General features: G+C 51.7%; 19 protein-coding genes. 5 read left to right on the forward strand and 14 right to left on the reverse strand.

Annotated features, from left to right (window positions below; all coding sequences use genetic code 11):
* Positions 1 to 138: 138 nt before the first annotated feature.
* Together JUF13_RS02085 and recQ are read right to left on the reverse strand one after the other, a co-directional pair.
* Entirely contained in the window at positions 139 to 2,373 is a 2,235-nt protein-coding gene (locus tag JUF13_RS02085) for an ATP-binding cassette domain-containing protein (protein ID WP_203637483.1), read from the reverse strand.
* Positions 2,374 to 2,531: 158 nt separating this feature from the next.
* Positions 2,532 to 4,331, reverse strand: a complete 1,800-nt coding sequence (gene recQ, locus JUF13_RS02090) for a DNA helicase RecQ (RefSeq protein WP_203637484.1) — start codon at positions 4,329 to 4,331, stop codon at positions 2,532 to 2,534.
* 365 nt (positions 4,332 to 4,696) lie between these two features.
* On the opposite strand from recQ, the gene JUF13_RS02095 reads away from it, so the two are divergent.
* The 4 genes from JUF13_RS02095 to JUF13_RS02110 all read left to right on the forward strand — a co-directional run bounded on the left by JUF13_RS02095 (position 4,697) and on the right by JUF13_RS02110 (position 9,029).
* A complete protein-coding gene (locus tag JUF13_RS02095) occupies positions 4,697 to 5,134 on the forward strand; it encodes a MarR family winged helix-turn-helix transcriptional regulator (protein ID WP_203637485.1) in 438 nt (145 codons plus the stop codon).
* Positions 5,135 to 5,194: 60 nt separating this feature from the next.
* Positions 5,195 to 6,562 (forward strand): dihydrolipoyl dehydrogenase family protein, encoded by a 1,368-nt coding sequence (locus JUF13_RS02100; protein ID WP_203637486.1) that lies wholly within the window; start codon positions 5,195 to 5,197, stop codon positions 6,560 to 6,562.
* Between the two features lie 218 nt (positions 6,563 to 6,780).
* Positions 6,781 to 7,548 carry an ion transporter gene (locus JUF13_RS02105; RefSeq protein ID WP_203637487.1) on the forward strand — a complete coding sequence of 256 codons (768 nt, stop codon included), beginning with the start codon at positions 6,781 to 6,783 and terminating at the stop codon, positions 7,546 to 7,548.
* A 77-nt stretch (positions 7,549 to 7,625) separates the two neighbouring features.
* Entirely contained in the window at positions 7,626 to 9,029 is a 1,404-nt protein-coding gene (locus JUF13_RS02110) for a C69 family dipeptidase (protein ID WP_203637488.1), read from the forward strand.
* A 187-nt stretch (positions 9,030 to 9,216) separates the two neighbouring features.
* Here the strand turns inward: JUF13_RS02110 and JUF13_RS02115 are convergent, their stop codons facing one another.
* The 12 genes from JUF13_RS02115 to helD form a co-directional block, all read right to left on the reverse strand.
* On the reverse strand, positions 9,217 to 10,293 hold the full coding sequence (locus JUF13_RS02115; protein WP_203637489.1) for a hypothetical protein: 1,077 nt from the start codon (positions 10,291 to 10,293) through the stop codon (positions 9,217 to 9,219).
* Positions 10,294 to 10,696: 403 nt separating this feature from the next.
* Positions 10,697 to 13,228, reverse strand: coding sequence for a M1 family metallopeptidase (locus JUF13_RS02120; protein ID WP_203637490.1), 2,532 nt, complete (start codon positions 13,226 to 13,228; stop codon positions 10,697 to 10,699).
* Positions 13,229 to 13,305: 77 nt separating this feature from the next.
* Complete coding sequence (locus tag JUF13_RS02125; RefSeq protein WP_203637491.1) at positions 13,306 to 13,788, reverse strand: flavodoxin; 483 nt, start codon at positions 13,786 to 13,788, stop codon at positions 13,306 to 13,308.
* A 98-nt stretch (positions 13,789 to 13,886) separates the two neighbouring features.
* The gene (locus JUF13_RS02130; RefSeq protein ID WP_203637492.1) at positions 13,887 to 14,300 is read right to left on the reverse strand and encodes a hypothetical protein; all 414 of its coding nucleotides are present in this window, start codon (positions 14,298 to 14,300) and stop codon (positions 13,887 to 13,889) included.
* 141 nt (positions 14,301 to 14,441) lie between these two features.
* Positions 14,442 to 14,918 carry a flavodoxin gene (locus tag JUF13_RS02135; RefSeq protein WP_203637493.1) on the reverse strand — a complete coding sequence of 159 codons (477 nt, stop codon included), beginning with the start codon at positions 14,916 to 14,918 and terminating at the stop codon, positions 14,442 to 14,444.
* 408 nt (positions 14,919 to 15,326) lie between these two features.
* On the reverse strand, positions 15,327 to 16,538 hold the full coding sequence (locus JUF13_RS02140) for a HEPN domain-containing protein (protein WP_203637494.1): 1,212 nt from the start codon (positions 16,536 to 16,538) through the stop codon (positions 15,327 to 15,329).
* A 24-nt stretch (positions 16,539 to 16,562) separates the two neighbouring features.
* On the reverse strand, positions 16,563 to 16,856 hold the full coding sequence (locus tag JUF13_RS02145; protein ID WP_203637495.1) for a hypothetical protein: 294 nt from the start codon (positions 16,854 to 16,856) through the stop codon (positions 16,563 to 16,565).
* Between the two features lie 159 nt (positions 16,857 to 17,015).
* A complete protein-coding gene (locus JUF13_RS02150) occupies positions 17,016 to 17,510 on the reverse strand; it encodes a hypothetical protein (protein ID WP_203637496.1) in 495 nt (164 codons plus the stop codon).
* Between the two features lie 128 nt (positions 17,511 to 17,638).
* The gene (gene guaA, locus JUF13_RS02155; RefSeq protein ID WP_203637541.1) at positions 17,639 to 19,180 is read right to left on the reverse strand and encodes a glutamine-hydrolyzing GMP synthase; all 1,542 of its coding nucleotides are present in this window, start codon (positions 19,178 to 19,180) and stop codon (positions 17,639 to 17,641) included.
* Between the two features lie 768 nt (positions 19,181 to 19,948).
* Positions 19,949 to 20,527, reverse strand: coding sequence for a hypothetical protein (locus JUF13_RS02160; protein WP_203637497.1), 579 nt, complete (start codon positions 20,525 to 20,527; stop codon positions 19,949 to 19,951).
* A gap of 11 nt (positions 20,528 to 20,538) precedes the next feature.
* Positions 20,539 to 21,462, reverse strand: a complete 924-nt coding sequence (coaA, locus tag JUF13_RS02165; protein WP_125765875.1) for a type I pantothenate kinase — start codon at positions 21,460 to 21,462, stop codon at positions 20,539 to 20,541.
* Between the two features lie 473 nt (positions 21,463 to 21,935).
* On the reverse strand, positions 21,936 to 24,230 hold the full coding sequence (gene helD / locus JUF13_RS02170; RefSeq protein WP_203637498.1) for an RNA polymerase recycling motor HelD: 2,295 nt from the start codon (positions 24,228 to 24,230) through the stop codon (positions 21,936 to 21,938).
* A 788-nt stretch (positions 24,231 to 25,018) separates the two neighbouring features.
* Between helD and JUF13_RS02175 the strand changes: the two genes are divergently transcribed.
* Entirely contained in the window at positions 25,019 to 26,875 is a 1,857-nt protein-coding gene (locus JUF13_RS02175; protein WP_203637499.1) for a cation:proton antiporter family protein, read from the forward strand.
* The last annotated feature ends 111 nt before the right edge of the window (positions 26,876 to 26,986 follow it).

A 26,986-nucleotide genomic window follows, 5' to 3' on the forward strand; every position in this document is an offset into this window, starting at 1 on the left:
CGCGGACGCGAATCTTTTAGTTTTCATTATTTGTACTCACCAGCAATTAGTGAACTTTCACAGGCTGGAACCGCCCCCACCACAGAGCAGCTTGAATTCGCCGCCGGGAACGGATAGACACGGACTCGTTTACAAATACTATGCCGTCACCGAGCGTTCAGCCTGGTGGATGCCACTAACGGGGCCCTCGTACAGGACCTCGCCACCCTTGTCCCCGCCGTCCGGACCGATATCAATCAGCCAGTCCGCACTGCGCATGATGTCCAGGTTGTGCTCAATGACTAATACCGTATTGCCCTTATCCACCAAACGGTTAATAATTTGAATCATGACCTTGATATCTGAGGGATGCAGGCCGGTCGTCGGCTCATCTAGAATATAGAGGTTCCCGCGCTTGTTGAGTTCCTTGGCAACCTTCAACCGCTGGCCCTCCCCGCCGGACAAGGTGTTCAGGGGCTGACCAAGTGCTAGGTAATCCAGACCGACATTGGTCACGTGAGTCAACTTATTCGCCACCTTAGTGCCAGCAAAGAAGGTCACCGCCTCCTCAACCGTCATGGCCAAAATCTCGACGATGTTTTTCCCCTGGTAGGTATAGGTCAACACCTGCGGATCAAACCGTCCGCCGTGGCACAGTGAACAGGTCACCGTCGCGTTTTCCATAAATGACAGGTTCAATTCCACGACGCCCTTGCCGCCACACTGGGGACAAGCACCCTTGGAGTTGTAACTGAAGAGGCTGTCACTCACGTCATTGGCCGTGGCCAACAACTTGCGAATGTCATTCATCACGCCAATGTAGGTCGCCGGATTGGACCGACTGTTGGCGTGTAACGGCCGCTGATCGATTTGAATGGCGTCCGGCTGGTCATGAGCAAAGGCCTGCTCGACCAGCGTACTTTTGCCAGAACCCGCTACCCCGGTCACCACGGTAAATAGCCCCGTCGGTACCCGTAAGACAGCATCCTTGAGGTTATGTCGCCGACTGGGTTGGCTGGTCAAAAAGGTCGTTGGTTGGCGCGGATTGGGGTTAATCGGCAGGCTTTGACTCAAAAACCGACTGGTCAACGTGTCTGCCTTCAACAATTCCGGATAGGTCCCGGTGAAGGTGATCTCGCCCCCATGAATACCGGCGTGCGGGCCGACGTCGACCACGTAATCGGCCACCTTGATGACGTCCGGGTCGTGTTCGACCACGAGCACCGTGTTGCCATTATCTCGCAGGCGACAGAGCAAGTCGTTGAGTCGGTGAACATCGCGGGGGTGCAGGCTCGTACTGGGCTCATCGAGAATGTACAACAGATTCGTCAGACTATTGGCCAAATACTTGACCGTCTTCACCCGCTGCGATTCCCCACCGGATAACGTGGTGGTCTCCCGCGTCAGGCTGAGATAATCCAGACCAACGTCGACCAGGCTTTGAACCCGGTCGCGAATGCTGGTGATCAGCCCCTGCATCCGCTCATCCGTAAACGTTTCTAGCGTGACCAGCAACTGGTCCAACTGAAGGTCCGTCAGGTCAAAAATATTGAACCCGTTGACCTTGGCGGCTAAGACCTCTGGCCGGTAACGTTGGCCATGACAGGTTGGACACGGCTGCATCGTCGCAAATTTTTCGATTTTCTTGCGCGCACCCTCGCTGATGCCCGTGCTGGTCTTTAGATTTTGCCGATAGAAGAGGCGTTCAACGCCCTCAAACGTCACGTTCATCTGTGCCCCCCGGTAATCGACCGTTAAGTGCTTCTCACCGTTCATCAGCTGGTCCATTTCGGCCGAGGTGAAGTCTTGCACCGGCTTATCGAGGTCGAAGTATCCGCTGTTTGCAATCATTTGAAAGTAAAAGCTGGTTGCCCCATAACCGGGTAGCTGGATGGCCCCTTCGTTCAGGGATTTCGTGACGTCCAACGCCGCCTCACGATTCAGCACGTAGGTCTTGCCAATTCCCTCACAGTCCGGACACATCCCCGCCGGATCATTGAAGGAAAAGGCGTTACTGGCGTTTCCGTACTGGGGGCGACCGAATCGCGAAAAGAGAATCCGTAAGAGTGCGTTGATGTCACTGACCGTCCCCAGCGTCGAGCGCGCATTGCCGCCTAAGGGTTTCTGATCGATGACGATGGCCGTCGACAGATTATGCACCTCATCCACGTCCGGTCGGTGATAGTGCGGCAGGTACAGCCGGGTGAAACTATCGTATGTACTATTCAGTTGCCGCCCTGCCTCCTGCGCAATGGTGTCGAAGACAATGGAAGACTTTCCCGAACCGGATACCCCGGTAAAGACGGTCAATTTGTTCTTGGGAATCTTGAGACTCACGTTCTTCAAATTGTTTTCCCGGTCATTCACAATTTCAATAAAGTCTGGATTAGACATGGCGACCTCCCGTCGATTGACTAAGTAACTGACAGACTTCTAGATTACCATAGTTGATAACGTGAACAAAGTGAGACGTCTTGCCATTTTATGGCAGCAAAAAACGGTCAACGATGGCGGGAAAATCCCGTTAATCGTTGACCGTTTGTCGTTAGGCATTAAGCTTCCTTGGATGATTTTTCCTGTTCCGTCGCCACGTATTCGCGAATGATTGCCATGAACTCTTCGCCATACTTATCCAGCTTGCTCTGGCCGACACCCTTAACGTCGAGAAAGCTCTGGTCATCGGTCGGCAGGGCTTCACAGATGGCATGGAGCGTCTTGTCCGAGAAAATGACAAATGGTGGCTTGCCAATGGCTTCGGCCAATTCACGACGCAAGGCGCGCAGTTGCTCAAAGAGCTCATCGTCCTCTGGGGCCAGGCGTTTAACCTGCCGAGCCATCTTCCGGAAGACCTGTTCGTCACCCTTCAAAACGGCACCACCCTCGGCCGTCACCTTTAACGTGGGGTACTGGCCCCCAACGCTTGCCAGGTAGCCGGCCGCCGTCAGAAAGTCAATCAACTCCCCGACGGCCTTTTGCCGCTGCCCCTGCATGATACCATAGGTGGTCACTTCATCTAAATGATTCTCGCGAACTCGCTGGTTATGCGCGCCGGTCAGCACCTGCGCGACTACGGCCTTGCCATAGCGTGACCGTAACCGAATAACACAGGACAGAATTTTCTGGGCATCCGTCGTGACGTCTTGGGCTTCACGGTCATCGAGACAGTTGCTACAACGACCACAGGGTGCGGACTCTTCGCCAAAGTAATGCAGAATGAACTGCTGCAGGCACCCCTGCGTATTGGCGTAGCGGTTCATCACCTGGAGCTTGCGGTAGGCGCGTTGCCGGTGCTCCTCGTCCATTTCGGATTGATCAATAAAGAACCGTTGAATCTGGAGGTCCGAGGCCCGGTAGAGCAAAATGGCCTCACTGGGCAACCCATCCCGGCCGGCCCGCCCCGCTTCTTGGTAATAGGCTTCAAGTGTGCCTGGCACCTGCGCGTGAATAACGAAGCGCACGTTACTCTTGTCGATGCCCATTCCAAAGGCATTGGTGGCGACCATCACCTGAACCCGGTCGTAGAGAAAGTCTTCCTGATTCTGGCGCCGCACATCTTCGTCCAGCCCCGCATGGTATGGGGCCACGTCGATGTGGTGGCGTTGTAAGAGTTTCGTGACCCGGTCGACTTCCTTTCGGGTGCTGGCGTAAATGATGCCGGCCTCACCCTGATTGACCTTTAAGTAGTCTAAAATGTACCGGTCTGTGTCCTGGTCCTTGACCACGGTCAAATTCAAATTGTCCCGGGCAAACCCGGTGTTGACCTCGTTAGCCGCATCGATGCGCAATTGTTGACGGATGTCGGTGGCCACTTGTTCCGTGGCCGTGGCCGTCAGGGCTAAAACCTGCGGATGCGTTGGCAATTGTTCAATCGCCGTACTCAACGCCAGGTAGCTGGGCCGGAAGTCATGCCCCCACTGGGAAATACAGTGGGCCTCATCGACCGCCAACAAATCAATTGGCAGGCTTGACAGCGCCTGAATAAATGCCGCTGAATCCAACCGTTCGGGGGCGATATAGAGTAATTTAAAGACGCCGTTGTGTAGGGCGTTCAAGCGTTCCTGAATATCGGGCCAGTCCAACGAACTGTTAATGAACGTGGCGGGGATGCCACTGTCGTTCAACGCGTCGACCTGATCCTTCATCAAAGAAATCAAGGGGGACACGACCACGGTGATGCCATCAAACAACATGGCAGGGATTTGATAACACAGGGACTTCCCACCCCCGGTCGGCATGATGGCCAAACTATTATCGCCAGCCATCACATGTTCGATGACGGCCTTTTGCCCCGGCCGGAACTCATCGTAGCCGAAGACTGTTTTTAAAACCTTTTGTGCTGCCGCTAACTCCATCACGTCTACTCCTTATGCTTGTTTCTAATTTCTGCGGATTAACTCTAGGCTCCATTATACGCTAGGTTAGCCCGCAATACTCCCCTGGTCGTTAGACTGACCTGGCCAAATCTCAGTCCGGCTAGCGGGTCAGCTCGCTTTTAGCCATTTTACGCAAATGGTGCAAGCTAACCTTTTAGTGAAAAAATTTATTCAGCGTTTTTTTATTTATCCCATAACCCTATTCAACCGGGATTCGGTGACGGTTACAATGGTCTTAATTATCTCGGATTTTTCACAATATAACCCGAAGATAGTTGACAGGTAAGACAAATGCGCTTATAGTACAGTATATCGTACACAACTTAATTGGAGGCGAGGATACTGTGCAGGATGACTTAACTCTAGCCAATCAACTTTGTTTCTCAACTTACCATGCTAGCCGTTTGCTGATTAAACTCTATCAACAAGCGCTTCAGCCGTTTTCCCTGACGTATCCCCAGTATCTCGTTCTATTGAGTCTGTGGGAAAATGATCGGCAGCCCCTGCATGATCTAGGTGACCGCCTAGACTTTGGCAGTAACACGCTGACCCCACTGCTTCGGCGGATGGAATACAACGGTTGGCTCACGCGAGCCCCCCAGGTCGATGACCGGCGTCAATTGATCATCAGCTTGACGGAATACGGGCGAACATCCAAGCCAGCCATCTTCGACGCCATCCGAATCTGTGTGGATGCCCAAAACATCGACCCCGTTCAGTACAACGCCGCGTTACAGATGAACCATGCACTCATCGAGAAACTGCAAAAAATGCTAAATTAGTGTTTTTTGTCCTCCCAATCAATCGTTCACGACCAAAAACAGAAAGAGGTTATTTAGTCAATGTCACAATATGATGTCGCGTTTATCGGTAGCGGTCACGCCAATTGGCACGCCGCTGTCACCTTGAAACAAGCCGGAAAATCAGTCGTTATTATCGAAAAGGACTTGGTTGCCGGCACCTGTACCAACTACGGCTGTGATGCCAAAATTTTACTGGATGGGCCTTCAGAACTGATTGCCAAACTTCACCAATACGCTAACGTCGGGGTTCAGAGTACGACGAACGTTAACTGGGAACAGTTCATGGCGTACAAGCACCAGGTGATCGATCCCCTCCCAGACCAAATGACGGCCCTCTTCACCAAGCTGGGTATCGACGTCATCAATGGCCGGGGCATTCTGATGGGCAACCACCTCATCCAAGTTGGTAAGGAGATCATCAAGGCCGATAATATTGTGATTGGCACCGGGCAAAAGCCTAAGCGCCTCGCCATCGTGGGCAATGAATTTCTGCACGACAGTCGTGAATTCCTCAGTCTCCCGAAATTGCCTAGTCACCTCACCTTTATTGGGGCAGGCATCATCTCGCTAGAATTTGCTTCCTTGGTGCTGGCTCTCGGGAGTCAGGTCACCATCATTGAACACGGCAACCGGGCTGCTCGTGGCTTTAATACCGCGCACGTTGACAAGTTAGTGGCCCACTTAGAAGAAGCCGGCGCTACCTGCTACTTCAATGAATCAGCCTTATCCGTTGACGTCACCACCGATGGCTACCGGGTCACCACAGCTAGTGGCAAGAGCATCGACACCCAGTATGTCATCGACGCCACCGGTCGGGAGGCCAACGTCACTCGCTTAGGCTTAGAAAATGCCAGCATCTACTCCAGCGCACGCGGCATCGAAGTCGATGACCACCTGCGGGCAAACGGCGACAACATTTACGCCAGCGGCGACGTTCTGGACAAGGACCAGCCCAAGCTCACACCGACGGCGATCTTCGAGTCCAACTATATTGCCGGCCAAATCTTAGGTAACTCAGACCCCATCGTTTACCCTGCCATCCCCAGCGTGCTCTTCGCGCTCCCACGGTTGGCCCAAATTGGTGTCACCACTGAAGATGTGGCTGTCGATCCAGAGAGTTACCACGTTCAGACCATTCCCTACGGCAAACTCTTTGCCTTCGCCTACCAAAACGAAACCGATGCCGAACTGACGGCTGTATTTAATAATGCTAACCAATTGGTGGGTGCCTCGGTCTATGGCATGGATGCCCCAGATATTGTCAACGTCTTAGCCCTGATTATTGATCAACGACTGACCGCACTGGACCTTAGCAAAATGATTTTTGCCTTTCCAACGGCCACCCAGGGCATTATCGATGCGCTCTTACCAGCCATGATGCCCGCGCCGGTTGCCGAGATGGTCTAGTCTTCTAAATCTATGTAACCTGCTTGAGCCTGGGACTTGTCCTGGGTTCTTTTTGTCGCCCTGCCTATTATCTGGTCGAAACGTGCGGCTAAGGACAGCTGCTTCCGCTTTTCAAGTAAGCCCACCGTCAATACCAGTCGCCCCCACACTCATTCTCTGGCTAAACGTGTCATACTAACCTTAATATGCGGGACAAATGACTGTGGGGAGTGATTACATTGACGACCGTTAAAAAAATCTACAATTTAATCGTCGTGGGACTGGCCTTAGTCTCGATTAGCCTGGCCGTCTTTGATTTTTCCGGCGTCATCAGCATCACCCACTGGCCGTGGTCCGTACTGGATGACGGGATCCTGGCCTTCTTTACGGTGGATTATTTCGTTCGGCTATGGCGGGCGCCCCACAAATGGGCCTTCTTCCGCCACAACATCTTTGACCTTCTGGCCATCATCCCCCTCAGTACCATTTTCAGTTTCTTCCGGCTGGCCCGAATCACGCGCCTCTTTCGGCTAGTCCGCCTCTTTCGGTTCGTCCGGCTTGTGGGCTTCATCGGTAAGCTCCGTCATACCCTAAAGGGCTTCCTAAAGACAAATGGCTTCGTCTACCTCCTCTGGGCCTGCACCGCCATTCTGATTCTAGCGGCCACCCTGTATTCCTACGCCGAACACGTTTCCTGGGGCGAGGCCCTCTGGTGGGCGATTGCCACCACGACCACGGTCGGCTACGGGGACGTGGCCCCGCATACGGTCGTCGGCAAATGTGCGGCTACCCTGTTGATGCTGGTGGGGATTGGCTTTATTGGGGCACTAACCAGTACGATCACCACCTATTTCGCCAACCGCGGGCGTGACTCCGAGTATCAACAGGTCGTTAACCGCCTGGCCACCATTGAGCAGCAGAACCAGGAGCTCAGAGACCTCTTGCGTGCGCAACGCCCCAAGACTGATGGCACATCTGACAAACACGCTGAAACGGCTGAAAAATAGCCGGCTGGAATTGCCGAACCACTTCTCTTCACCCTGACGACAATGATATAATATGGGTTAAAAGGAGTGCTGCATTTATGGAAAAACGGATTAAAGGTTCATGTACCACTATTTTAGTTGGGAAAAAGGCCTCAATCGACGGCTCAACCATCATTTCACGGAACGACGATGGTCACGAAGCCCTCGACCCTGAGAAGTTTGTCGTGGTTAACCCCGCTGACCAACCCCGGGATTACCAAGCCGTTATCAGTGGTGTGCAAATTAAGCTGCCTGATAACCCCTTACGTTACACGTCAATTCCTAACTCAATTCTGACCAACGGTATCTGGCCAGCAGCCGGCATCAACAGCGATAACATCGCCATGTCAGCCACTGAAACCATCACCACGAACTCCCGCGTCTTGGGCATCGACCCTTACGTTGCCGGTGGGATTGGTGAAGAAGACCTGGTCACCTTAGTTCTGCCATATATCCACAGTGCCAAGGAAGGGGTCGAACGTTTGGGTGCCCTCCTGAAGGAATTCGGGACCTACGAACCAAACGGAATCGCCTTCTCCGATAACAACGAAATCTGGTGGTTAGAAACCATCGGTGGTCATCACTGGGCTGCTAAGCGGATTCCAGATGACGCCTACGTGGTTGCCCCTAACCGGATGAACATTGACGACTTTGATTTCAACGCCGATGACACGCTGGCTTCAGATGACCTGGCTGACATGATTGCCACTTACAACCTGAACCCCGACTTCGATGGTGTTAACCTGCGTCACATCTTTGGGAGTGCGACTGACAAGGACACGGTTTACAACAACCCCCGTGCTTGGTTCGGTCAAAAGTACTTCACCCCAGACGTTGAACAGGACCCACAAGGCCAAAACCTGCCATTCATTTGCCACGCCAACCGGAAGATCTCTATTGAAGACGTCAAGTACGTCCTGAGCTCTCATTTCCAAAACACGAAGTATGATGTTTACGGCGACGGCTCCGAAAGTGACAAGACGAAGTTCCGCCCAATCGGGATCAACCGGAACCACGATGTCCACATCCTGCAGATTCGGAACAACGTGCCCGACAGCATTGCTGGGATTCACTGGTTAGCCTTTGGTGCCAACACGTTCAACACGGTCGTACCTTTCTACGCCAACGTTGACGACACCCCAGCTGCCTACAAAGACGCTGACGGCACCTTCAACATGAACCACATGTACTGGTTGAGCTGCACCACGGCCCTCTTGGGTGACACGGACTTCGACCTGTACGAAGACTTCCGGAACACCTTTGCCTTAGACGCCATGGGTGCCTACCGTAAGATTCAAAACGATACGGATGCCGCAATTGTTAACGGTGCCGACGTCAAGATTTTGAAAGACGCTAACGAAAAATTGTCCAACGAATCATTCACCCGTCAAACCAAGTTATTGGGCGACATGGTGACCTTTGGTTCCGAACACATGAAGTTACGTTACAACTTGAACGACTAATTGCGCTGATTGAGAGTCTGGAATTTTTCCAGGCTCTTTTTCTATTTCAATCGATTCTTGCAAGTATACCTGGCCCCCACCGAAATAACTAGCGAACACCCGCAAAAAAGGACAGAATCGTTTTAACCCGCGAGCCATTGCAGGCAAAAACGATTCTGTCTCTTTTTTACTTAGGCACTGATGTCAGTTAGAATTTCAACTCATACGCAAACGCCAATTTCTTATAATAATCCTGTTCAATAAAGTCCGTGGGTTTGACCTCGCCATCTCGCTTGTCAAAGTAGGCGACGCCCGCCAACTTGAGCATCTTGTAAACGAACTGCGAACAGAATAGAATGTTGGGCTTCGCCGAGTGCTTAGAAACCAGGCCCACCATGTTGTAGGCGCTGCCTTCCCGGTTGATTTCTGCAATCTTGTCAATCACGAACTGTTTCTGCGCCCGCGTCACCGGCAAACTATAGACCAAAAGCGACGCGCCCTGTTTCTGGTGGAAAAACTCCAGCGTTTCCGCGTTCATCCCCGGCGGATAGACGTTGTCCCCACCGTTGTACGAAATAATCGTGGCCAGGTCGCGGTCAAAGGCCAGTGACACGTGATTAAACTGTTTGCGCGTGACCACCGAGATCATTTCGCTGGCGGCGCTCCCGGTATTGGAAACGGCCAGGTACAGGTGCTCATCGGCTAGCGTCTCGGTGGCGGCCACAAAGTAGTCGTCCGTCAACGTGCCATGATTGATGTACCGTACGGAACTGTGACGCGGCAAATCTGCCAGTATCGTTTTCAGATGATCAACGGACACCTTGTCTTTGGCGGCCGTCGCATCGTTCATCAGGCCGCTCAATTTGTCCGCGCTTTGCCGCAATTCATCGAAGCTGACCGTGGCCGCCTCTTCAACCGTTGGCAGGTAAAAGGCCACCTGATTGTTGGTCGTCACGAAACGTTCGACCCAAAGTGGTAACAACACAATGACGACCCCGATGATTTTTTCGGGGAAGTACACAATCGACCAACCGCGGTCCGGAAAAACCACGACCGAGACGAAGATAATCTGTAACGCCATTAAGAGACCGTAAACCGCCGTCAGTCCCCATTTAGCCAGTCGGGGAAACTGCGCCAACCACGTCCGCAGAATCATCATCGCGGCCAAGTAGATGTACACCAAAATTAGCATCGGTTGGGTTGCAAATAAATACAAGCAGACCAGCAACAGCCAGCCCATCCCCCGAATCCGAATAGATTGAAAATAATCGACGAGTTCTCTCACGCCATGCCCTTCTTCCACAATTGTTGTGCAAATCAAACTAGTTATGTCGTTCCCGGCGGTGGATTCAAGGTTCCCTGCTGTGGGGACCGGTTCCAGCCTGAGGGGCGGTCTGCCACCTCGCCTTGAAACCTCGCTGAAATACGCGAGTTTCCAAGGTCGTCCCGTGTTCTAAGCTGAGAAAGTCACTCAGCTAAGAACACCGACACAGCAGGGAACCTTGATCCATCTCTGGTCACTTGGACTAGCCTGATTTGAACACAATTATTTTACACTACTTCATTTCAACTTAATTGAGACTATCAATAACTCATTGTAGTATACCATAAGCCCCGTCTTCCCTTATCCAGAACCGAAAAAGCCCCCACCATTGCTGATGAGGGCTTCCGTTTCATTCAGTTAAGCTTTACTTCACCGTCTTGGCAACCGCAGCGTTCACGGCATCCTTTTCGGCTTCGACCAGGTCAACGCGGCTCTCGATGACCTTGGTGTCCATTTTAATTTCCCGGGTTAAGCCTGGGGTGTTGATCTTAGGTTCGAAGAAGGCCTTGAATTCAGCCAACCGTTCTGGCGTGTGGAAGACACCCGTCGTCACGGTGATGTAGGTGGTGAATTCCATGTCGCCACCGACCGTGTCTTCAAGCCATTGCCAGTCGTTCCGTAACCAATCCCATGCCGCCTGTTGCCCCTTGTGGGCTAACACGCCACGGTACCAAGCCCGCAAGTCTTGTGGCTTGATGGTGTCAGCATCTTCGAACGCGTTGATCAATTGCTTGATCAGGTCGGCGTCCGGCGTGGTTGGTAAGGCTGCAGCGATATCGGCCTTGTAGCTGGCGTCGCTGGACTTCCGGTAGTCGTTCAACAATTGGGCAAACAAGTCGGCGTTCCCGAAGTTTTCCACCTCGTTCGCTAAAATGTAGACCCGCACGGCAGCTGGCAAGCTAGCCAACTTATCCTGGTTAGCCGTGAAAATGGCGTGAGCGGCCTGTAACGTGGCTGGTTCCTTGGCGTACAGCACAGCGTTTAAAATCGTCGGCCGCGTCAACTGGTCATCGTTGGATTCGCCGGCTTGTGGTAACCACCCCAACCGGTCAGCCTGTGGCGCACTTAATTTACCAAACAAGGCCCGTAACTGGGTTTCTTCGGTCGAACCAGGCGTCACGAACTTCCGCAGGTTGTTGGCAACACCGTAGAGCACGTCGTTGACCACAGCGGAGTGACTCTTAGCGAACCGTGGCAATAATGGCACGATGTCCGCGTATGAAATTTGCCGACCTTCCGCGAGCAAACGCAGGTCTTGCAGCAATTGTAACTGCGTGATGGCGTCCAGGGACTCTAAGTTATCCAGGATGTCTTGCAGCAAGGTGGCGTCGTACTTCACGATGAAGTGGGAGTTGTTCCCGACGTTCAAGCGGAAAGGTTCGCCGCTGGCCTGACGCAACGCCGCGTAGTCGCCTAACGTGGCATCGGTGTCCGCGAAAATGGCCGGGGCAGCGTCGTAGTTGCTGTTCAATGGCACTTGCCATTGACGGCCGGCGTCCTTGCCCTCACCCACGAAGAATTGTTGTTGGTGAATGGTCAATTTGCCATCGACGACTGCGGCGGAAACAACGGGGTAACCGGGTTGTTCGAGCCAAGAGGTCATGATGGCACCGACGTTCATGCCGGAAGCGGCCCCCAGAGCGGCCCAGAGGTCGGCCCCGGTGGCGTTGCCATAGTGGTGCGTGGCAAAGTAGTTCTTCAAGCCGGCACGTAAGGCGTCGTCACCGATCAAGGCGCGGACCATGACCAGCATCCGCGCACCCTTGGCGTAGACGATGGCACTGTCAAACAGCGCGTCGATCTCGGCGGGGTCTTCAACCTGCACGTGAACGGATTGGACACCGTCCGTGGCATCCCGTTGGAGGGCCATTGGGGCTTCACCCGTTTGGAAGGATTCCCAGATGTGCCAGTCGGGTTCGATGGCGTTGATGGCCACGTATTCCATCATGTTGGCAAAACTTTCGTTCAACCAGAGGTCATCCCACCACTTCATGGTTACCAGGTCACCGAACCATTGGTGCGCCAATTCGTGGGCGATAACCGTGGCTACCCGTTGCTTGGTTTCAAATGAGGTGTTGTCGGGATCTAACAGTAAGTAGGCTTCCCGGTACGTGACCAGGCCCCAGTTTTCCATGGCGCCGGCTGAGAAGTCTGGTAAGGCCAGTTGCCAGGAATGTGGGAGTGGATATGGCGTTTGGTAAAAGTCTTCGTAAAATTCAATTGAGCGCTTGGCAATGTCTAAGGCAAAGTCGAGTTCCTTGGCTTGGTGGGCCTTAGTCGCAAAGACGCCGACCTTGACGCCACTCTTGGTGGTCGTCAGCTTGCTCTGCATGTCCCCGAAAGCAAAGGCAATCAGGTAGGAAGACATGCGAACCGTGGTGTCAAAATAGTGAACACCGTCAACCGTCTTAACTTCGGGCATGTTGCTGATGATGGTTTCGCCGTCATGCTCGTCGAACTTGATTGCCAGGTCAAACGTGGCCTTGGCTTCGGGTTCGTCGACACACGGGAAGGCTTGCCGGGCAGCGGTCGTTTCAAACTGCGTCCCGATCAATTGCTTCTTCTCCCCATTTAACTCGTAGTAGGATGGGTAAATCCCCATCATGCTGTCGGTCAATGGTGCGGTAAAATCAATGGCCACCGTGGTCTCGCCGGTCTTGCCCAGGTCGATGTGGATACCTTCGGACTCGTCATCAAAGGTGAATGGCACGTCCTTGCCATCGGCTTTAACGGCGCTGATGGTCATGTATTTCTGGTGAATGGCGATACTTGTCTCTTTGGCGTCACCGGTAATGGTAGACGTCCCAGAGATCAGCTTGGTCGCACGGTTGATATCAAGGTAAACGTTGTAATGCGTAGGTTGAAACAGTGCATAAAAATGTGTGGATTCTGCCATAGTTTTCTCCTTAAATTCTTAGAATAAACCCATTATACGACAATTGTTTGCGGGGCGCCACGAATCACGCGACGAGATTACCGATTCCCCCGTTTGATCCAGTCCTCGACCGCCGTGCCGGTGATGGCACTGGTGAACCGCTGGCTGGGTCCCCAATTGATAGCCGGATAGTCCGTGGTCAGCTTGTCCGTTGACTTGGCGATGGGTGTCTCGCCAGAGGTGCAGAACTGGCGGACGTCCTTGCAGCGGAAGAAGCCGGTCTCCAGCAAGGTGTTGATGACGTGTGGCACCTGGCCCCACCAGAGCGGTGAGCCCAGGTAAATCGTGTCGGCGTTGGCAATCAGCGTCTTGTCTGGCACCACGATGGCTGGCCGCGACGTTTCGTCATGGGTCTCCAGCGAGGTCCGACTGGTCGGGTCCTTGTAGTCGAGGTCGGCCGGCGTGTAGGGTTGTTCGGCCTGCAGTTGAACGAGTTGCGCGCCAGTCACGGCCGCAATCTTCTGGGCCACGGCAGCGGTGTGTCCGGTATTAGAAAAGTAGATAATCACTTGTTTTGACATGTAAAATCCTCCTGTGGTTGGATTTTTCTCTCTGCCTTTATTATACGACCAATTCTCGGCAAAAAAACACAATCCGATTGGGGATTGTGTTAGTGTCCTTATTTAGCTCGCGTCATGAAAATGTCGCCACCACGCTGCTGGCCGAAATCGAGTTTCTTACCCCGACGACTTAAGAAATTCCATTTCGTAAACAGCGCATCCCCGTGTAGCGTGACAACATCCTTACTGTACTGAAAGGCGTTGATCTTATGGATTTTATGATCATACCCCGTATCTGAAGGCAGGTAACCCTTCATCTGCCATTTGGCAGTCTTTTTGTAAACCACTAACTTCATTCTTGGTAACCACATGTTTTTCTTGATATGCGGCTTCTTATTGTACTGGGGCTTCGTTACCCAGGTTCCTCGCATGGACTTGGGAATCACCTTAACCTTAGCGCTAGCGGGTACGGTCATCACCGGTGCTAAAATCACGAGTGTTAACAAAGATACCCCAACTTGTTTGAACGTCATCTGAATCGCTCCTCCACTATGTATTCGGTACAAGCCCAGAATAGCACGGTGGACCTCACGATTACCAGTGTTGTGACGCACAATTTGTGGGTATTTACTTTCTAGTTAAAGAGACGACACACAATGACGTATTCGATTGAGTTAGTCTTCCGCTGCCCAATCACGAATCTCGTCTGCGGTCAGACTGGTGGCGAAACGACGGCCGGCATGCCAATCAATGTGCGGGTAATTTGCCCGTAACCGTTCAACTGCCTCAGCGATTGGTGTCGACCCAGATGTGCAGAAGGGATGAACCGCCTTGCCGGTCAAATCCAAACTGTCGAGGAGCGTGTTGATTTCCCGTGGCACAGTCGCCCACCAGAGTGGGAAGCCCAGGTAGATGACGTCGGCTGCCGCAACCGGTGCCGGATCAATCGCCTCAATAGCTGGCCGCACCTTCCCGGCATGCATCTCGTGATAACTCCGACTGGCTGGGTCCTCCCAGTCTAAATCGGCTGGTGTATAGTCTTCCTTGGCGTGAACCCCAATGAGCTTAGAGCCCGTCGTAACCGCAATCTGTTCAGCGATAGCCTGGGTAGTCCCAGTATTTGAAAAGTACATAACAACTGATTGCCCCATTAGTCATTCCCCCATTTTATAAATAGCATTCTAACTTAGTTATACACCCTTTTAGTCCGCCTGTGGTCATCCCCGCGAAAGATTCCAAAAATACGTGATTAGACATTTACTTTGGGCATGGCGGTTGACGCATTTATGGACTTAGAAATTCAACATAAAGGATGGTTCAGGTAGGAAGACGACGCTATCCTTAGCATTCCCACCTAACTTTTAACTCTTACGCCAGTCACTTAATAAAGATAATTTAAAAAGCACAATCCATTGGCGGACTGTGCTTCGAAGGACGTGGCTAGCTTGTTGGCGTGACTGAACGTGAAGTGACACATGTAGTCATTCAACTTGCCCTTCAACCGATACTTTTTGGCACTTAATTCTTTGTACGAGCACTTAGTTGTGCCACCACCTCTACTATAAAAAGTAATGACTTTTTTGGTTCTCAGCCGCTGAGCTGAAAGCACCATCGCAACCTTCAAAAAAGTTCGTAACACTCCTAACACACCTTTGTACTTGCAAAAGATCCATAGGTTCAGGTAAATTATGACTGCCATGATTAAACTCCGCTGGATATCGAAAAAAGTCCCCTTTTCGATCTAATTTGTCGAACTCGGATACCAAATAATCGACACTATCTAGTGGACTCGAAGCAGCACTGGAATTACCTATTTTTTCAACAACCGGTCTAATTTTCATCCAAAGCTTTGGTCTTAACCGATGACTCTTCAAACGAATTCGTAAATTCTTTATTTCTTGGAATTCTGAGCTCGCTAACTGCTTTAATTCCAACTCTATAAGATGTCTTAACGAAAAAAGAATCGGAAAAGGAAAAAACATCTCCTCAGAATTTCTTTCCATATAAATTAGAAATTCACTAACATCTTCATATCCTTCAATAACATCATAATAATTTTCATCGCAACTCCTGTTGTAACTCCCCCAGCCAATTCTACAGCCATCAACTCCATTACCGGCAGTAACAAAAAATTCAGGTGTTAATTCCAAATTATGTGAATTCGACTGAACCTCACAATCATGCAAAAGAGATTCGCTAATAATATCAAACGCTACCAGCATTCGATTTCCAACTTCACGAATGTCTAAAGAAGTCTCAGAATATTTCTTCAAAAAAGCCACTTCGAAGGGATAGCGAAACAGATTTGATTTTTTATCAAACATCTCAATTTCAAAAATATATTTTTTCAACCATTCTAAATCTTGTTCTGGAAAAGATACATTACTCTCAGCATTGACAATACAGTCTAGTAAGCCACTTAAATCATGTCGCTCTTCGACCAATACTTGTTGCACCCGACGCTTATCCGGAAATGCCTTATACACCTTTGCCTTAAGCATTAATTCAATCGACTGCCTTAACATAAAAACCCCCGCAAGAAACCATGTATCAGTTTTTATGTGATTATTCTCTGATTGAATGACCTCGTTCAGTACGGCATAACCCGCATCTTTGTACTGAGTCGCTAGATTAATATAATCTTCCACGTAGTTCCCTGTCCATTTAAAATCGGTCAATTCACTGTTATCTGACCTATCCCAAATGCTCGCATACTCGCCTGGCCACAATCCTTCAAGAGACCTATCATTAATCCACTTACCTATTTTCAATTCATTCCAACTTTCCTCAGACAACTAGTTATAAGAGCTGGCATTAATTCTTTGGTCATCCAAAAACGCATCCATCATCGAAACATGATTAGAGTTAAACGCTTCACTAGCATTCTCCACAAAGGCTTCGACATTACATATGAACTCATACTGCTTTCTCACCCCACCTGTTCGCCGCATGAGCTCTTCACATGCCCTCACAATATATTTTTCATCTTTTTGACACGTCCAGCGTTTTTCAACAGAAATCTCACTCATACGGTTTAGGTTCACTCCGTTAACATCATATACCTTAAACAATTCAAAAATATCGCTCATACAAATTTCCTCCACGACTAAGACAACCTTTTTTCTCTTACTCACACAGACTACGCTTTTTAGTTCTTATAGTCAACTAGTGTGGGCTTTTTTGTCTATAAAGCTAAACACCTATCGAATGCAGAACAAGGCTACTAAGGAGAAGGGAGGATACTCCCCTCATATTAGCAACTGCTTTACATCTATTTCCATCCTTTCTAAAATCAATAAAATCTTTTTCCATTGCTCTTCGGTAACTTCTTCTGCTACTTCCTTCCTGTAACTAGAAAAGATCTGAGAAACATCCTCCTCATCATGATCACCATTTCTTATCAATCCAGCCTTTAAAACCATCCTAATCACGGCACCAATGGTCACATTTCGCGCTCCTAGCTGCTCGGCCATTACAACCTTCAACTTTTTTATTCCATGCTCAACATCACTATTAATTTGTAATCTAGGCTTTAAAGCATTCGTCTTAATATCATACTTTTCACTAACCTTGACTTTCTTTATATATATATCTTGCCAATTACCTACCCATTCTGAATCATAATAGGCTCTATTTAAAGTTTCACCTTTACTGATTGGCGTACATTCTTGCTTTTCATACAATTTTTTAAGTTCTTCGAAAAATTCAGCAGTTTCGTAAGAAATTCTGACCTCATAGCTCATTTCACATGCCCCACTAAGTATAATTTAATTATCTACATTTCTATTTCTAAATTATTGTTTACAAAAATAGCTTAGAAAGCATACGCCCACTAAGCTAAAATATTACTTCACATTTTCATTATTCCCACTTACTCCCACTCAATAGTCGAAGGCGGCTTGCTCGTAACATCATACAGGATACGGTTGACGTGATCCACTTCGTTTACGATGCGGACGGAAATCTCCTGTAAGACATCCCATGGAATGCGCGCGAAGTCCGCCGTCATCCCATCGATGGACGTGACGGCCCGGATACCCACGGCATAGTCGTAGGTCCGGCCATCGCCCATGACGCCGACACTCTTGATGTTTGGTAAGACGGTAAAGTATTGCCAAATATCACGGTCGAGGCCGGCCTTCTTGATTTCTTCACGCAGAATCAAGTCACTATCGCGAACGATTTGTAACTTTTCTGGCGTGATTTCACCAAGAACCCGAATTCCTAAACCGGGACCAGGGAACGGCTGACGCCAAACGAGGTCGCTTGGCATCCCTAATTTTTCACCCAACTCACGGGCTTCATCCTTGAACAAGGAACGCAGGGGTTCAATCAGCTGGAAGTGCATGTCTTCCGGCAACCCACCCACGTTATGGTGAGACTTGATGGTTTGCGCCGTGTCCGTCCCACTTTCAATCACGTCGGTGTACAACGTGCCTTGGGCCAAGAAGTCGATACCGTCGAGCTTTTGGGCTTCGTCGTTAAAGACTTGGATGAATTCATTCCCAATAATCTTACGTTTCTTTTCGGGTTCAGTGACACCAGCCAACTTGCTCAGGAAACGGTCTTGGGCATCGACTTTAACGATGTTCAGGCCAAACTTCCCTTCCAGGCTCGCCATCACTTGTTCAGCTTCGCCCTTCCGCAACAGACCGTGATCTACGAAAATGCTGGTCAGTTGCGTCCCGATAGCCTTGTGCAACAGCACACCGACCACGGAGGAATCGACCCCACCAGACAGGCCCAACAAGACGCGCTTGTCGCCGACCGTCTCACGGATGTGTTCGATCTGCAGGTCAATGAAGTCGTCCATCGACCAGTTAGATTTTGCGCCACAGACATCAAAAGCAAAGTGCTTCAAGATGTCATTACCATATTCCGTGTTCCGAACTTCCGCGTGGAATTGAATCCCGTAGAAGTTGCGGTCAACGTCTTGCATGGCAGAAATCGGGCAATTTTCGCTCGTTGCCACGCGTTCAAAACCATCAGGCACCTGGGTCACTAAGTCACCGTGACTCATCCAGACCGTCTGCGTCTTTGGCGTGTCCTTGAACAGTTTGGCATCGTCACTTAATACCGTGATGTCCGCCCGTCCGTATTCCCGGTTATCAGCGGATTCAACTTTCCCGCCAGCCAGGCTGTGGGCCATCAGTTGCATCCCGTAACAGATACCCAAGATAGGAACCCCTAACTTGAAGATCTCCGGGTCAACGTTAAAGGCACTGCTATCGTACACACTGTTAGGTCCCCCGGAGAAAATAATCCCCTTAGGGCCCCAAGCCTTGATCTCAGCCGCACTCATGGTGTGGGCCTTTAGTTCAGAGTAAACGCCCATGTCACGAATCCGGCGCGTAATCAATTGATTGTATTGACTTCCGAAGTCCAAGACGATAATTTTATCGAATTTGGACATATCAACGTTTGCCAAGCCATTCACCCTTTCTTCTTTTTAAACATTGGTTATATCATACCGATTTCTGAAACGCGGGTCAATGTAAATCCACCACAATCGCTTCACCCGGTGATGGAAAATTCACTTGGTCTCCACCTGCGGATGACAGCCCCACGTTAAAATAGTGCGCAAGTCCGTTCCCGACGACAGGCTCAAGACGCCCTGCTGTGGGGAACGGCTCCAGCCAAAGACCGGTCTTCCGCCTCGCCTTGAAACCTCGCTAAAGTTCGCGAGTTTCCAAGGTCGTCCCGTGCTCTAGGCAAGGAAAATACCCTTGCCAAGACCACCGACACAGCTGGGCATCTTGGCCTGCCTCTGGTCACTAACATTGACGCATCCATTTATAACGGGTCAAAACCACCCCATGCCATCATTGTTCAAGTATGATATATATTTTCAACAAGCATAACCCTAGCAGCACACCAGCAAAACTGCCAACCAACTATCTGCGGTTCAAACCAGTGTCAGCCGCAGGGATGGGAAAACTGGGCCGGTCGTGGGAGTGACCAGAGGCGCGCCAAGGTGCCCGGCTGTGTCGATGGACTTGGCTGGCTGGGGTTCTATCCCAGCCTAGTTCCATGGGACAACCTTTGAGACCGCTTTTCAGGCTCAAAGTTGAGGTGAAAGCCCGCTTCACAGGCTGGAACCGGCCCCACAGCAGGGCTCCTTGAGCGTACCGCCGGGAACGGACGCGACCAGGCCCAGTTTTCACCAGCCCGGAGGCGCAAGTCACACCAGTTTCAACCGCAAATGATAGTAAGTTTGGCGGTCTAGCTGGCGGCGTTGTGTGGCGACGAAACCGAACTCCGCCGCCAGCCCCGCCAGTGAACTCCCCGGCCGCACGTCCATCCCCATCACCGGCAACCCACTCTGCCGCGCGCGATGAATGGCATCGCCCAGCAGCCACTCGTCAAACCATTTCTGCTGGTAGGTCTTGCCCTTGGAGCGGTTGCGAACCGTCAAGAGATCCAGGTACCACTCGTCCGGCAAGGCCCGCGGCGTCACCACGAGCTGTTGGGGTACCGTCAGCTGTTGCCGTTCAAACAACGTCGCCCATTGATTATCCAGCGCCCGCTCAGTTGCGGCGGGATACCCGTAAGCCACGCCAACCGCCACGCCCTGATTTTGATAAACTCTCGCCTGCGGATACCCGTAGCGAAAATCAGGCTGGTGGTAGCCGACAAATAACATTTGTGATAATTGTTCCTTGGTCACGCGGCGCAGGCGCCTGAGCTGCCGGCGTTCCACCTCGTGGAGTACCAGCATGGTCACGGCGTCCGCGTCCACAATCGTGGCGTCTCGTAACATCGCGCCGCCCCCTAGTACTTCCGCAACAGCAAGCGGTCGATGCGGTGGTGGAAGGATTTATGCAGAATCATGTCCGCCCGATTCCGGGTAGGCAAAATGTATTCCGTTAAATTTTTCAAATCAATGTCGCGCCAAACCTGCTTGCCCTTCGCGATGGCTTCCTCGTGACTGACCGTCGTATAAGGATAGTAATAGTTGGTCGGGTCCTGAAAAGCCGTTTGCAATAACAACTCGAACCGTTCCAGGAACCAGCTCTCAATCAGCGTTGGATCAGCATCGACGTACAACGAAAAGTCGGTGAAGTCGCTGACATAAATCTGTTCATTGGTCGGTAACTGCAGGGTATTGATTCCTTCAACAATCAAAACGTCCGGGTGCACGATGTACTCGAACTGATCCGGCACGATGTCATACACCTTGTGGGAGTATACGGGGGCCTTGATCAGCTCCTGCCCCGCCTTGACGTCGTTTAAGAACTGAATCAATGATGCCATATCATAGCTTTCCGGAAAGCCCTTACGCGCCATCAGGTTACGTTTTTTCAATTCCTCATTGCTGTATAAAAAGCCGTCGGTCGTAATCAGCTGAATGCGTTGCCCCTCAAAATAGTGATTGAGCAACACTTCCAGCAGGCGCGCCGCCGTACTCTTACCCACGGCTACACTGCCGGCGATGCCAATGATAAATGGGACCCGTCGCGGCTTTTGCTGGAGAAAGGCCGCCTTATCTTTTTGTAATTGGCGGTAGTGGTTAAATTCCAAGTGTAATAAATGCACCAACGGAATGTACACGTCCTGAACGTCTTGCAGGGAAATCCGGTCGTTAAACGCCTTGATCTGGCGCAGACTTTCCTGCGTCAGTGGGAGCGTTGCGTCATCGGAAAAGGCCCGCCACTGGGCGCGGGTAAACGCATTGTAATTGATGGGATCACTCATGGAGACACCTCTACTTTGGTTAAAATAAACTGTTGTGCTGGGTCTTTCCGCCTGCGGGCGTTTAGCCTAGCCGGCCTGTGGGGCCCACCCGAAGCCAAAGAGCGGTCTTCGGGTTCGGTTTGAGCCACGAAAGTCACGTATCTCAAACGCGTCCCGTGCTGTAAGGCCGGAAAATCACCGGTCTAACACCACCGACACAGGCGCTGGCAAGCCTAACGCCCTCCGGCTCCAAGACCGACCATACGTTGATTTGAACTCGTACAAGTGTCTAGGCTTCTAAGCCTCGGCACTGCTTGTTTTCTATGCACAACAGGTCAAACAATTAAATCCTATTATACCGCAGATACGCTGGTTACCGGGCATGATTTCACTAGATTGATAGCGGATTCAGTTGTGGCATGAGCGGATACAAAAACATCCCCCACCGGCCCGAAGGCTCGTGGAGGATGCGTGTCATTTCTTATTTAACAACTTTAAACCATTTCATACTCATCCGCCGGCACGTCGCTCAGCAGCGGTGACAACTCGCCGACCGCAATCAAGCTCAGGCGGTGCATGGCACGTGAGCAGATGGTGTACAGCAGTTGCCGCTCGTCATCCGCGCCGTAGCGGCTGGCCGAGGCCTGCCACACGATGACGCCGTCAAATTCCAGCCCCTTGGCCAAGAAGGATGGCACCACGATGGTTCCCGGTGCGAGCCGTTGATTTTCGGATTGAATCAACGTCACCGCCACGCCGGCCGCCTTCAAGCGCTCCGTCAGGTCGCGACAGTCCGCCAGGTCCTTGCCGATGATGGCCGTGGTCTCGTCCTCTTCTTCATTTTGCTTGATTTGGGCGATGACCTTTTGCAGGCCGGCTTCCTCATCGGCCGCCACCGTCATGGTTGGCAGCTCCCCTTCACGCGCAAAGGCGGTCACGGCCTCCCCATTTTTCAAAATATGCTTGGTGAAGTCGGTGACCTGTTGCGTTGACCGGTAAGACTGCGTCAGTTGAACGACGCGCGTCTTGTCGGGGTCGAACATGGTGCTCAGCTCCTGCAGCAGCGTCCGGCTATTTTCCTTGGTGAAGATGGCCTGGTTGAGGTCCCCCAGCATGGTAAAGCGGGCCCGCGGGAAGCTGAACTTCAGGAACGCCAGTTGAAAGGCGTTGTAATCCTGAATTTCATCCATGAAGACGTAACGCATGTCGCGTTCGCCGGACTTCCCGGTCATCTTGTCGTACAGGTACAGGTATGGCGTGGTGTCGACCAGTTGCATCCGGTGGTCACGCAGCTTTGCCACGGACTCCTCGACGCTGGCGTTCCAGTCGGCCACGGTGACCTGGTAGTCGCTCAGGTCGATGCGGTTCGGCATGTCGCGGAGCATGTGGACGTATTGGTTGTTGATGCTCAGGAAGCGGGCGCGCACGATGGCCTTCCGAATGGGTTCAAAGGCCTTCATGACCACCTTGCGTGCCAGGAATTGCATTTCCTTTTCGGAGGAATCAAACTCCCGGGGGTCATCCCCGTACAGCGTGTCCAACTGTTCCTTGCTCAAGTCTTGAATGGTATCTTCAACCCACTTGGTCTTCATTTCGCTGGTGATGCGGCGATTGAGGATCCGAATCAGGGCTTCCTTGGTGGCCTGGAGCCGGTTGCCCAGATGGTAATTGCGGTTGAAGCTGTAGTAAATTTCCTGAATTTTTTCCTTCGGGATAAAGACGTCACCCTGGAACTTGATGTTGCGGAAGACCATGTCCTTGGCTTCCAAATGGTCGGCGTAACCGGTCACGGCATCAAAGAACGCCAGGCTCCCCTTCATCTGATTGATTTTCTTTTGCGCGGGGGTGTTGGTCTCGTCAAAGCGTTGGGCCAACGTTTCCACTTCAATTTTTGGCAAACGACGGCCAGCGTACTGGTAATACGTCATTTGGACCATGTTGTGCTCGCCCAATTCTGGGAGCACCTGGTCGATATAATCGTTAAATAATTGGTTAGGCGAGAAGAGCATGACCTGGCCGGCGGTTAAATGCCCGCGGTACCGGTACAAGAGGAACGCGACCCGCTGTAAAATGGCGGCCGTCTTCCCGGAACCCGCGGCCCCCTGCACGAATAACAGGTCGGAGCCGGTGTCCCGGATGATTTGGTTTTGTTCCTTTTGAATGGTTGTCACGATGCTCTTCATCTTGGTGTCGGAGTGCTCGCTCAAAGCCGACAGGAGCATCTGGTCGGTGACCGTCTGATCCGTGTCGTACAGGGTGATGATGGTGCCGTCTTCAATTTGAAATTGACGCTTTAGTTTGACATCCACCGTCTGCTCGCCATCTGGCGTTTGATAGCTGACGTTTCCCAGTTCGCCATCGTAGTAGATGCTGGAGATGGGCGCCCGCCAGTCATAGATCAGAAAATGGTCGGGCGTGTCGGAGAAGGACCCTAGGCCGATATAAATGGTTTCCACCTTGGCCTTGGGACCTTCCTGGAAGTCGATCCGAGCGAAATAAGCCTTCTGCTCCAAGCGTTTGAGCGTGCTCAGTTCCGTGGTCGCGTGTTGCCAACTGTTCTGCCGTTCGGCCAGCATCTGTTGCTGTTGCCGCACGGAGAGTGCCGTTTCCAAAATCCCTTCGTAACTATCCGTCTTGATTCGTAAATCATTGACAAAGTTCTTCCGGATCCCGGCCTCATCACTCTCGGCTACGTCGATCCGTTCCTTAGCTTCCTTTTCGGCGGTCTTGATCTTTGTGACCACCGCGTCTAAATGTTCTTGCTCGTGGGCCTTGATTGAATCTGGCAAGCCAATCCCTCCTCAAATAACTGGGTAAACAACTACCACTCAAAATTACTGCGTTTCAGTCCGTTCTGCCTGCGTCAGTTAGGCATTCCACCCCTGTGTGGCAACCCTTTGAAGCCATAGTTCGGTCTTCAAAGGCGGCGGTGAGCCTTGCAAAACCCACAAGTCTCCCCACACGACCCGTGAAGGCCGGCAACCCACCGGTCTAACAACACCGACACAGGGGTTCCATACCTAACTGTCTCCGGCGCCACTCACATGGTCATTGTAGTGGCTAAGTTAACTTATTTCATGCGACAACTTTATTCCATAACTCTATTTTAGTCTAAGCTACTAGATAAGTCATTGTCTTAACAGTTAGGCCGAATGATTAGTAAGGCGACCTACCGACACAAACAATGAAATCAACAACATTAATCAACTATGCTTGACTACGGGCTAAACCAGTGAACGCCGCAGGGCTGGTGAAAATAGGCTCAGCCGTGGGACTTCCCTTAGTAGCGCTTTTCGCTGCTTAGGGAAGTGATAGCTTTGAGACTCGTTCTTAGAGGATCAAAGTAAGCCCGAAGACCGCTCTTTGGCTTCGGGCGTTCGCCCACAGCGTCACGGCCTATTTTCACCAGCCCGAAGGCACCAACAACGATTATTTTTTTGCCCGTATCAAGCATAATTCGACTTTCCATTTTACACGTGTTCGACCTATAAAGAAAGTAAACTGACCGGCGTCAAACCAGTTCCTTCACGCGAACTTTGGTATAATGTAGGGGAACTTTTTTTGAGGGGATGAAACGATGGATCAAGTATCCTTGTTAATTATTTTAACCGCCGCCCTGGTGACGCCACTAGTCATGGCCAAATTCAAACTGACCGTGCTACCAACTGCCGTGGTGGAAATCTTGGTGGGAATTCTGTTGGGCCCTAGTGTCCTCAACATCGTTCACAGCAATTCAACGTTGTCCTTACTGTCGAGCACCGGGGTTATTTTCCTCCTGTTCCTCAGTGGGATGGAAATTGATTTCAGTCTGTTCAGCCGGCGCAAGGTCCCGCAGACCCCGTTAGCGGCCAAAGCGGCCGGGAGCGCGCCCAAGTACTCGCCGGTCTTTCTCGCCGTCTCGAGCTACGCGGCCATCATGGTCAGCTCGCTGTTGCTGGGGTTCATTTGTCAGTGGACCGGGCTGTTCAAGGACCCGTGGCTGGCGGCCATTATCTTTATGACGATTTCTTTGGGGATCGTCATTGCCACGCTAAAGGAAAAGGAACTGCTGAGCAAGCCGTTCGGGCAGACCGTTCTGTTGATCGCGGCGTTGGGTGAAATCATCCCGCTGTTTTCACTGACGATTTACGCGTCCGTCTTCGGTGACAACAGTAAATCCCTGTGGCTGCTCCTGCTGGTCTTCCTGGCCGCCGGGGTGCTCTTCCGCCGCTTCAAGCCGTTCTTCACCTTCTTCGACAGCATCAACAAGTCCACGACCCAATTGGACATTCGGCTGGCCTTCTTCCTGATTTTTAGTCTGGTGGTCATTGCCGAATCCGTGGGGGCCGAGGGTATCCTGGGCGCCTTCGTGGCCGGCATCGTGATGAAACTCCTGCAACCACAGGAAAACACCATGGTCCGGCTCGACGGCATCGGGTACGGATTCTTCATCCCCATCTTCTTCATGATGAGCGGGGCCGACCTCAACCTACGCACACTGCTGGCAGACCCGGCAACCTTGCTGCTGATTCCAGCCTTCTTTGCCGCCTACCTGCTGGCCAAGGCCGCCGTTTACTTCATCTTGCGGCTGCGGTTCAAACGTGGCAACGCCTTTGCGGGGACCGCCATTTCCGCGGCCACCATCACCATGGTCCTGGCCGTTTTGCAAGTCGCCAAGTCCATGAAGGTCGTCACCTCGCAACAATCTGGGGCCTTCTTACTGGCCGCCATTTTAACCTGTGTGCTGGGCCCCCTGCTCTTTAACACCGGCTATTCCGCCGAGGCTGAGGACTTGAAGAAGTCGACCGTTCACTTCATCGGGACCAACCTGCTGACCGTCCCCGTGGCGCAACAGCTGGCCGATAGCTGGTACGACATCAGTATGTATACCGACAAACCTGACAATTACAAAACTTATAACTCCGAGGTCAACGTCCATCTGCTGGATTCGCTGGAAAGTGACTACGTGGAGGGACAAGACGCCTTCGACGCCGACATCGTGGTTCTGGGCCATTTCAATGCTAACAAGAACTATGAGCTGGCCAAGGCCGCCAAAGCCTACGGGGTCAAACGGGTCATCGCCCGCTTCGAGGACCGCAACGTGTTAGACGCCCGCGAAGACGAGCTGACCGACCTGGGCATCGAGGTCTACAACACGCCGAACGTGAACATCTCCATGCTCCGGAGCCTGATTGAAACGCCAACGACTCTGCGCCTATTGACGTCAACGACCGCCGCTGTCTACGAAGTGGCCCTTCACAACCGGCGCTACACCGGCCTGGAAATTCACAGTTTACCATTTGTTAAGGACATCACCATCAGTCAAATTTTCCGGGATGGTCACTTCGTCCGGCCAACCGGGAGTACCACGCTGAAGCTAAACGACCGGATCATCTTCACCAGTAACGCGGCAACGGCTCGTGAAATCCGGCGCGAACTAGGCATTTTAAACTAAAACTGTTAAGATATTAACCAGTTGTGTGAGTACTCCCCCGCCTTACCGGGCAGCGAAAATGAGCCGGAACGCTGGGGGCAGGACGGTCGAAGACAAAGAGCGGTCTTCGAC

It is taken from the genome of Levilactobacillus wangkuiensis, assembly GCF_016861605.1.
GTDB lineage: Bacteria > Bacillota > Bacilli > Lactobacillales > Lactobacillaceae > Levilactobacillus > Levilactobacillus wangkuiensis.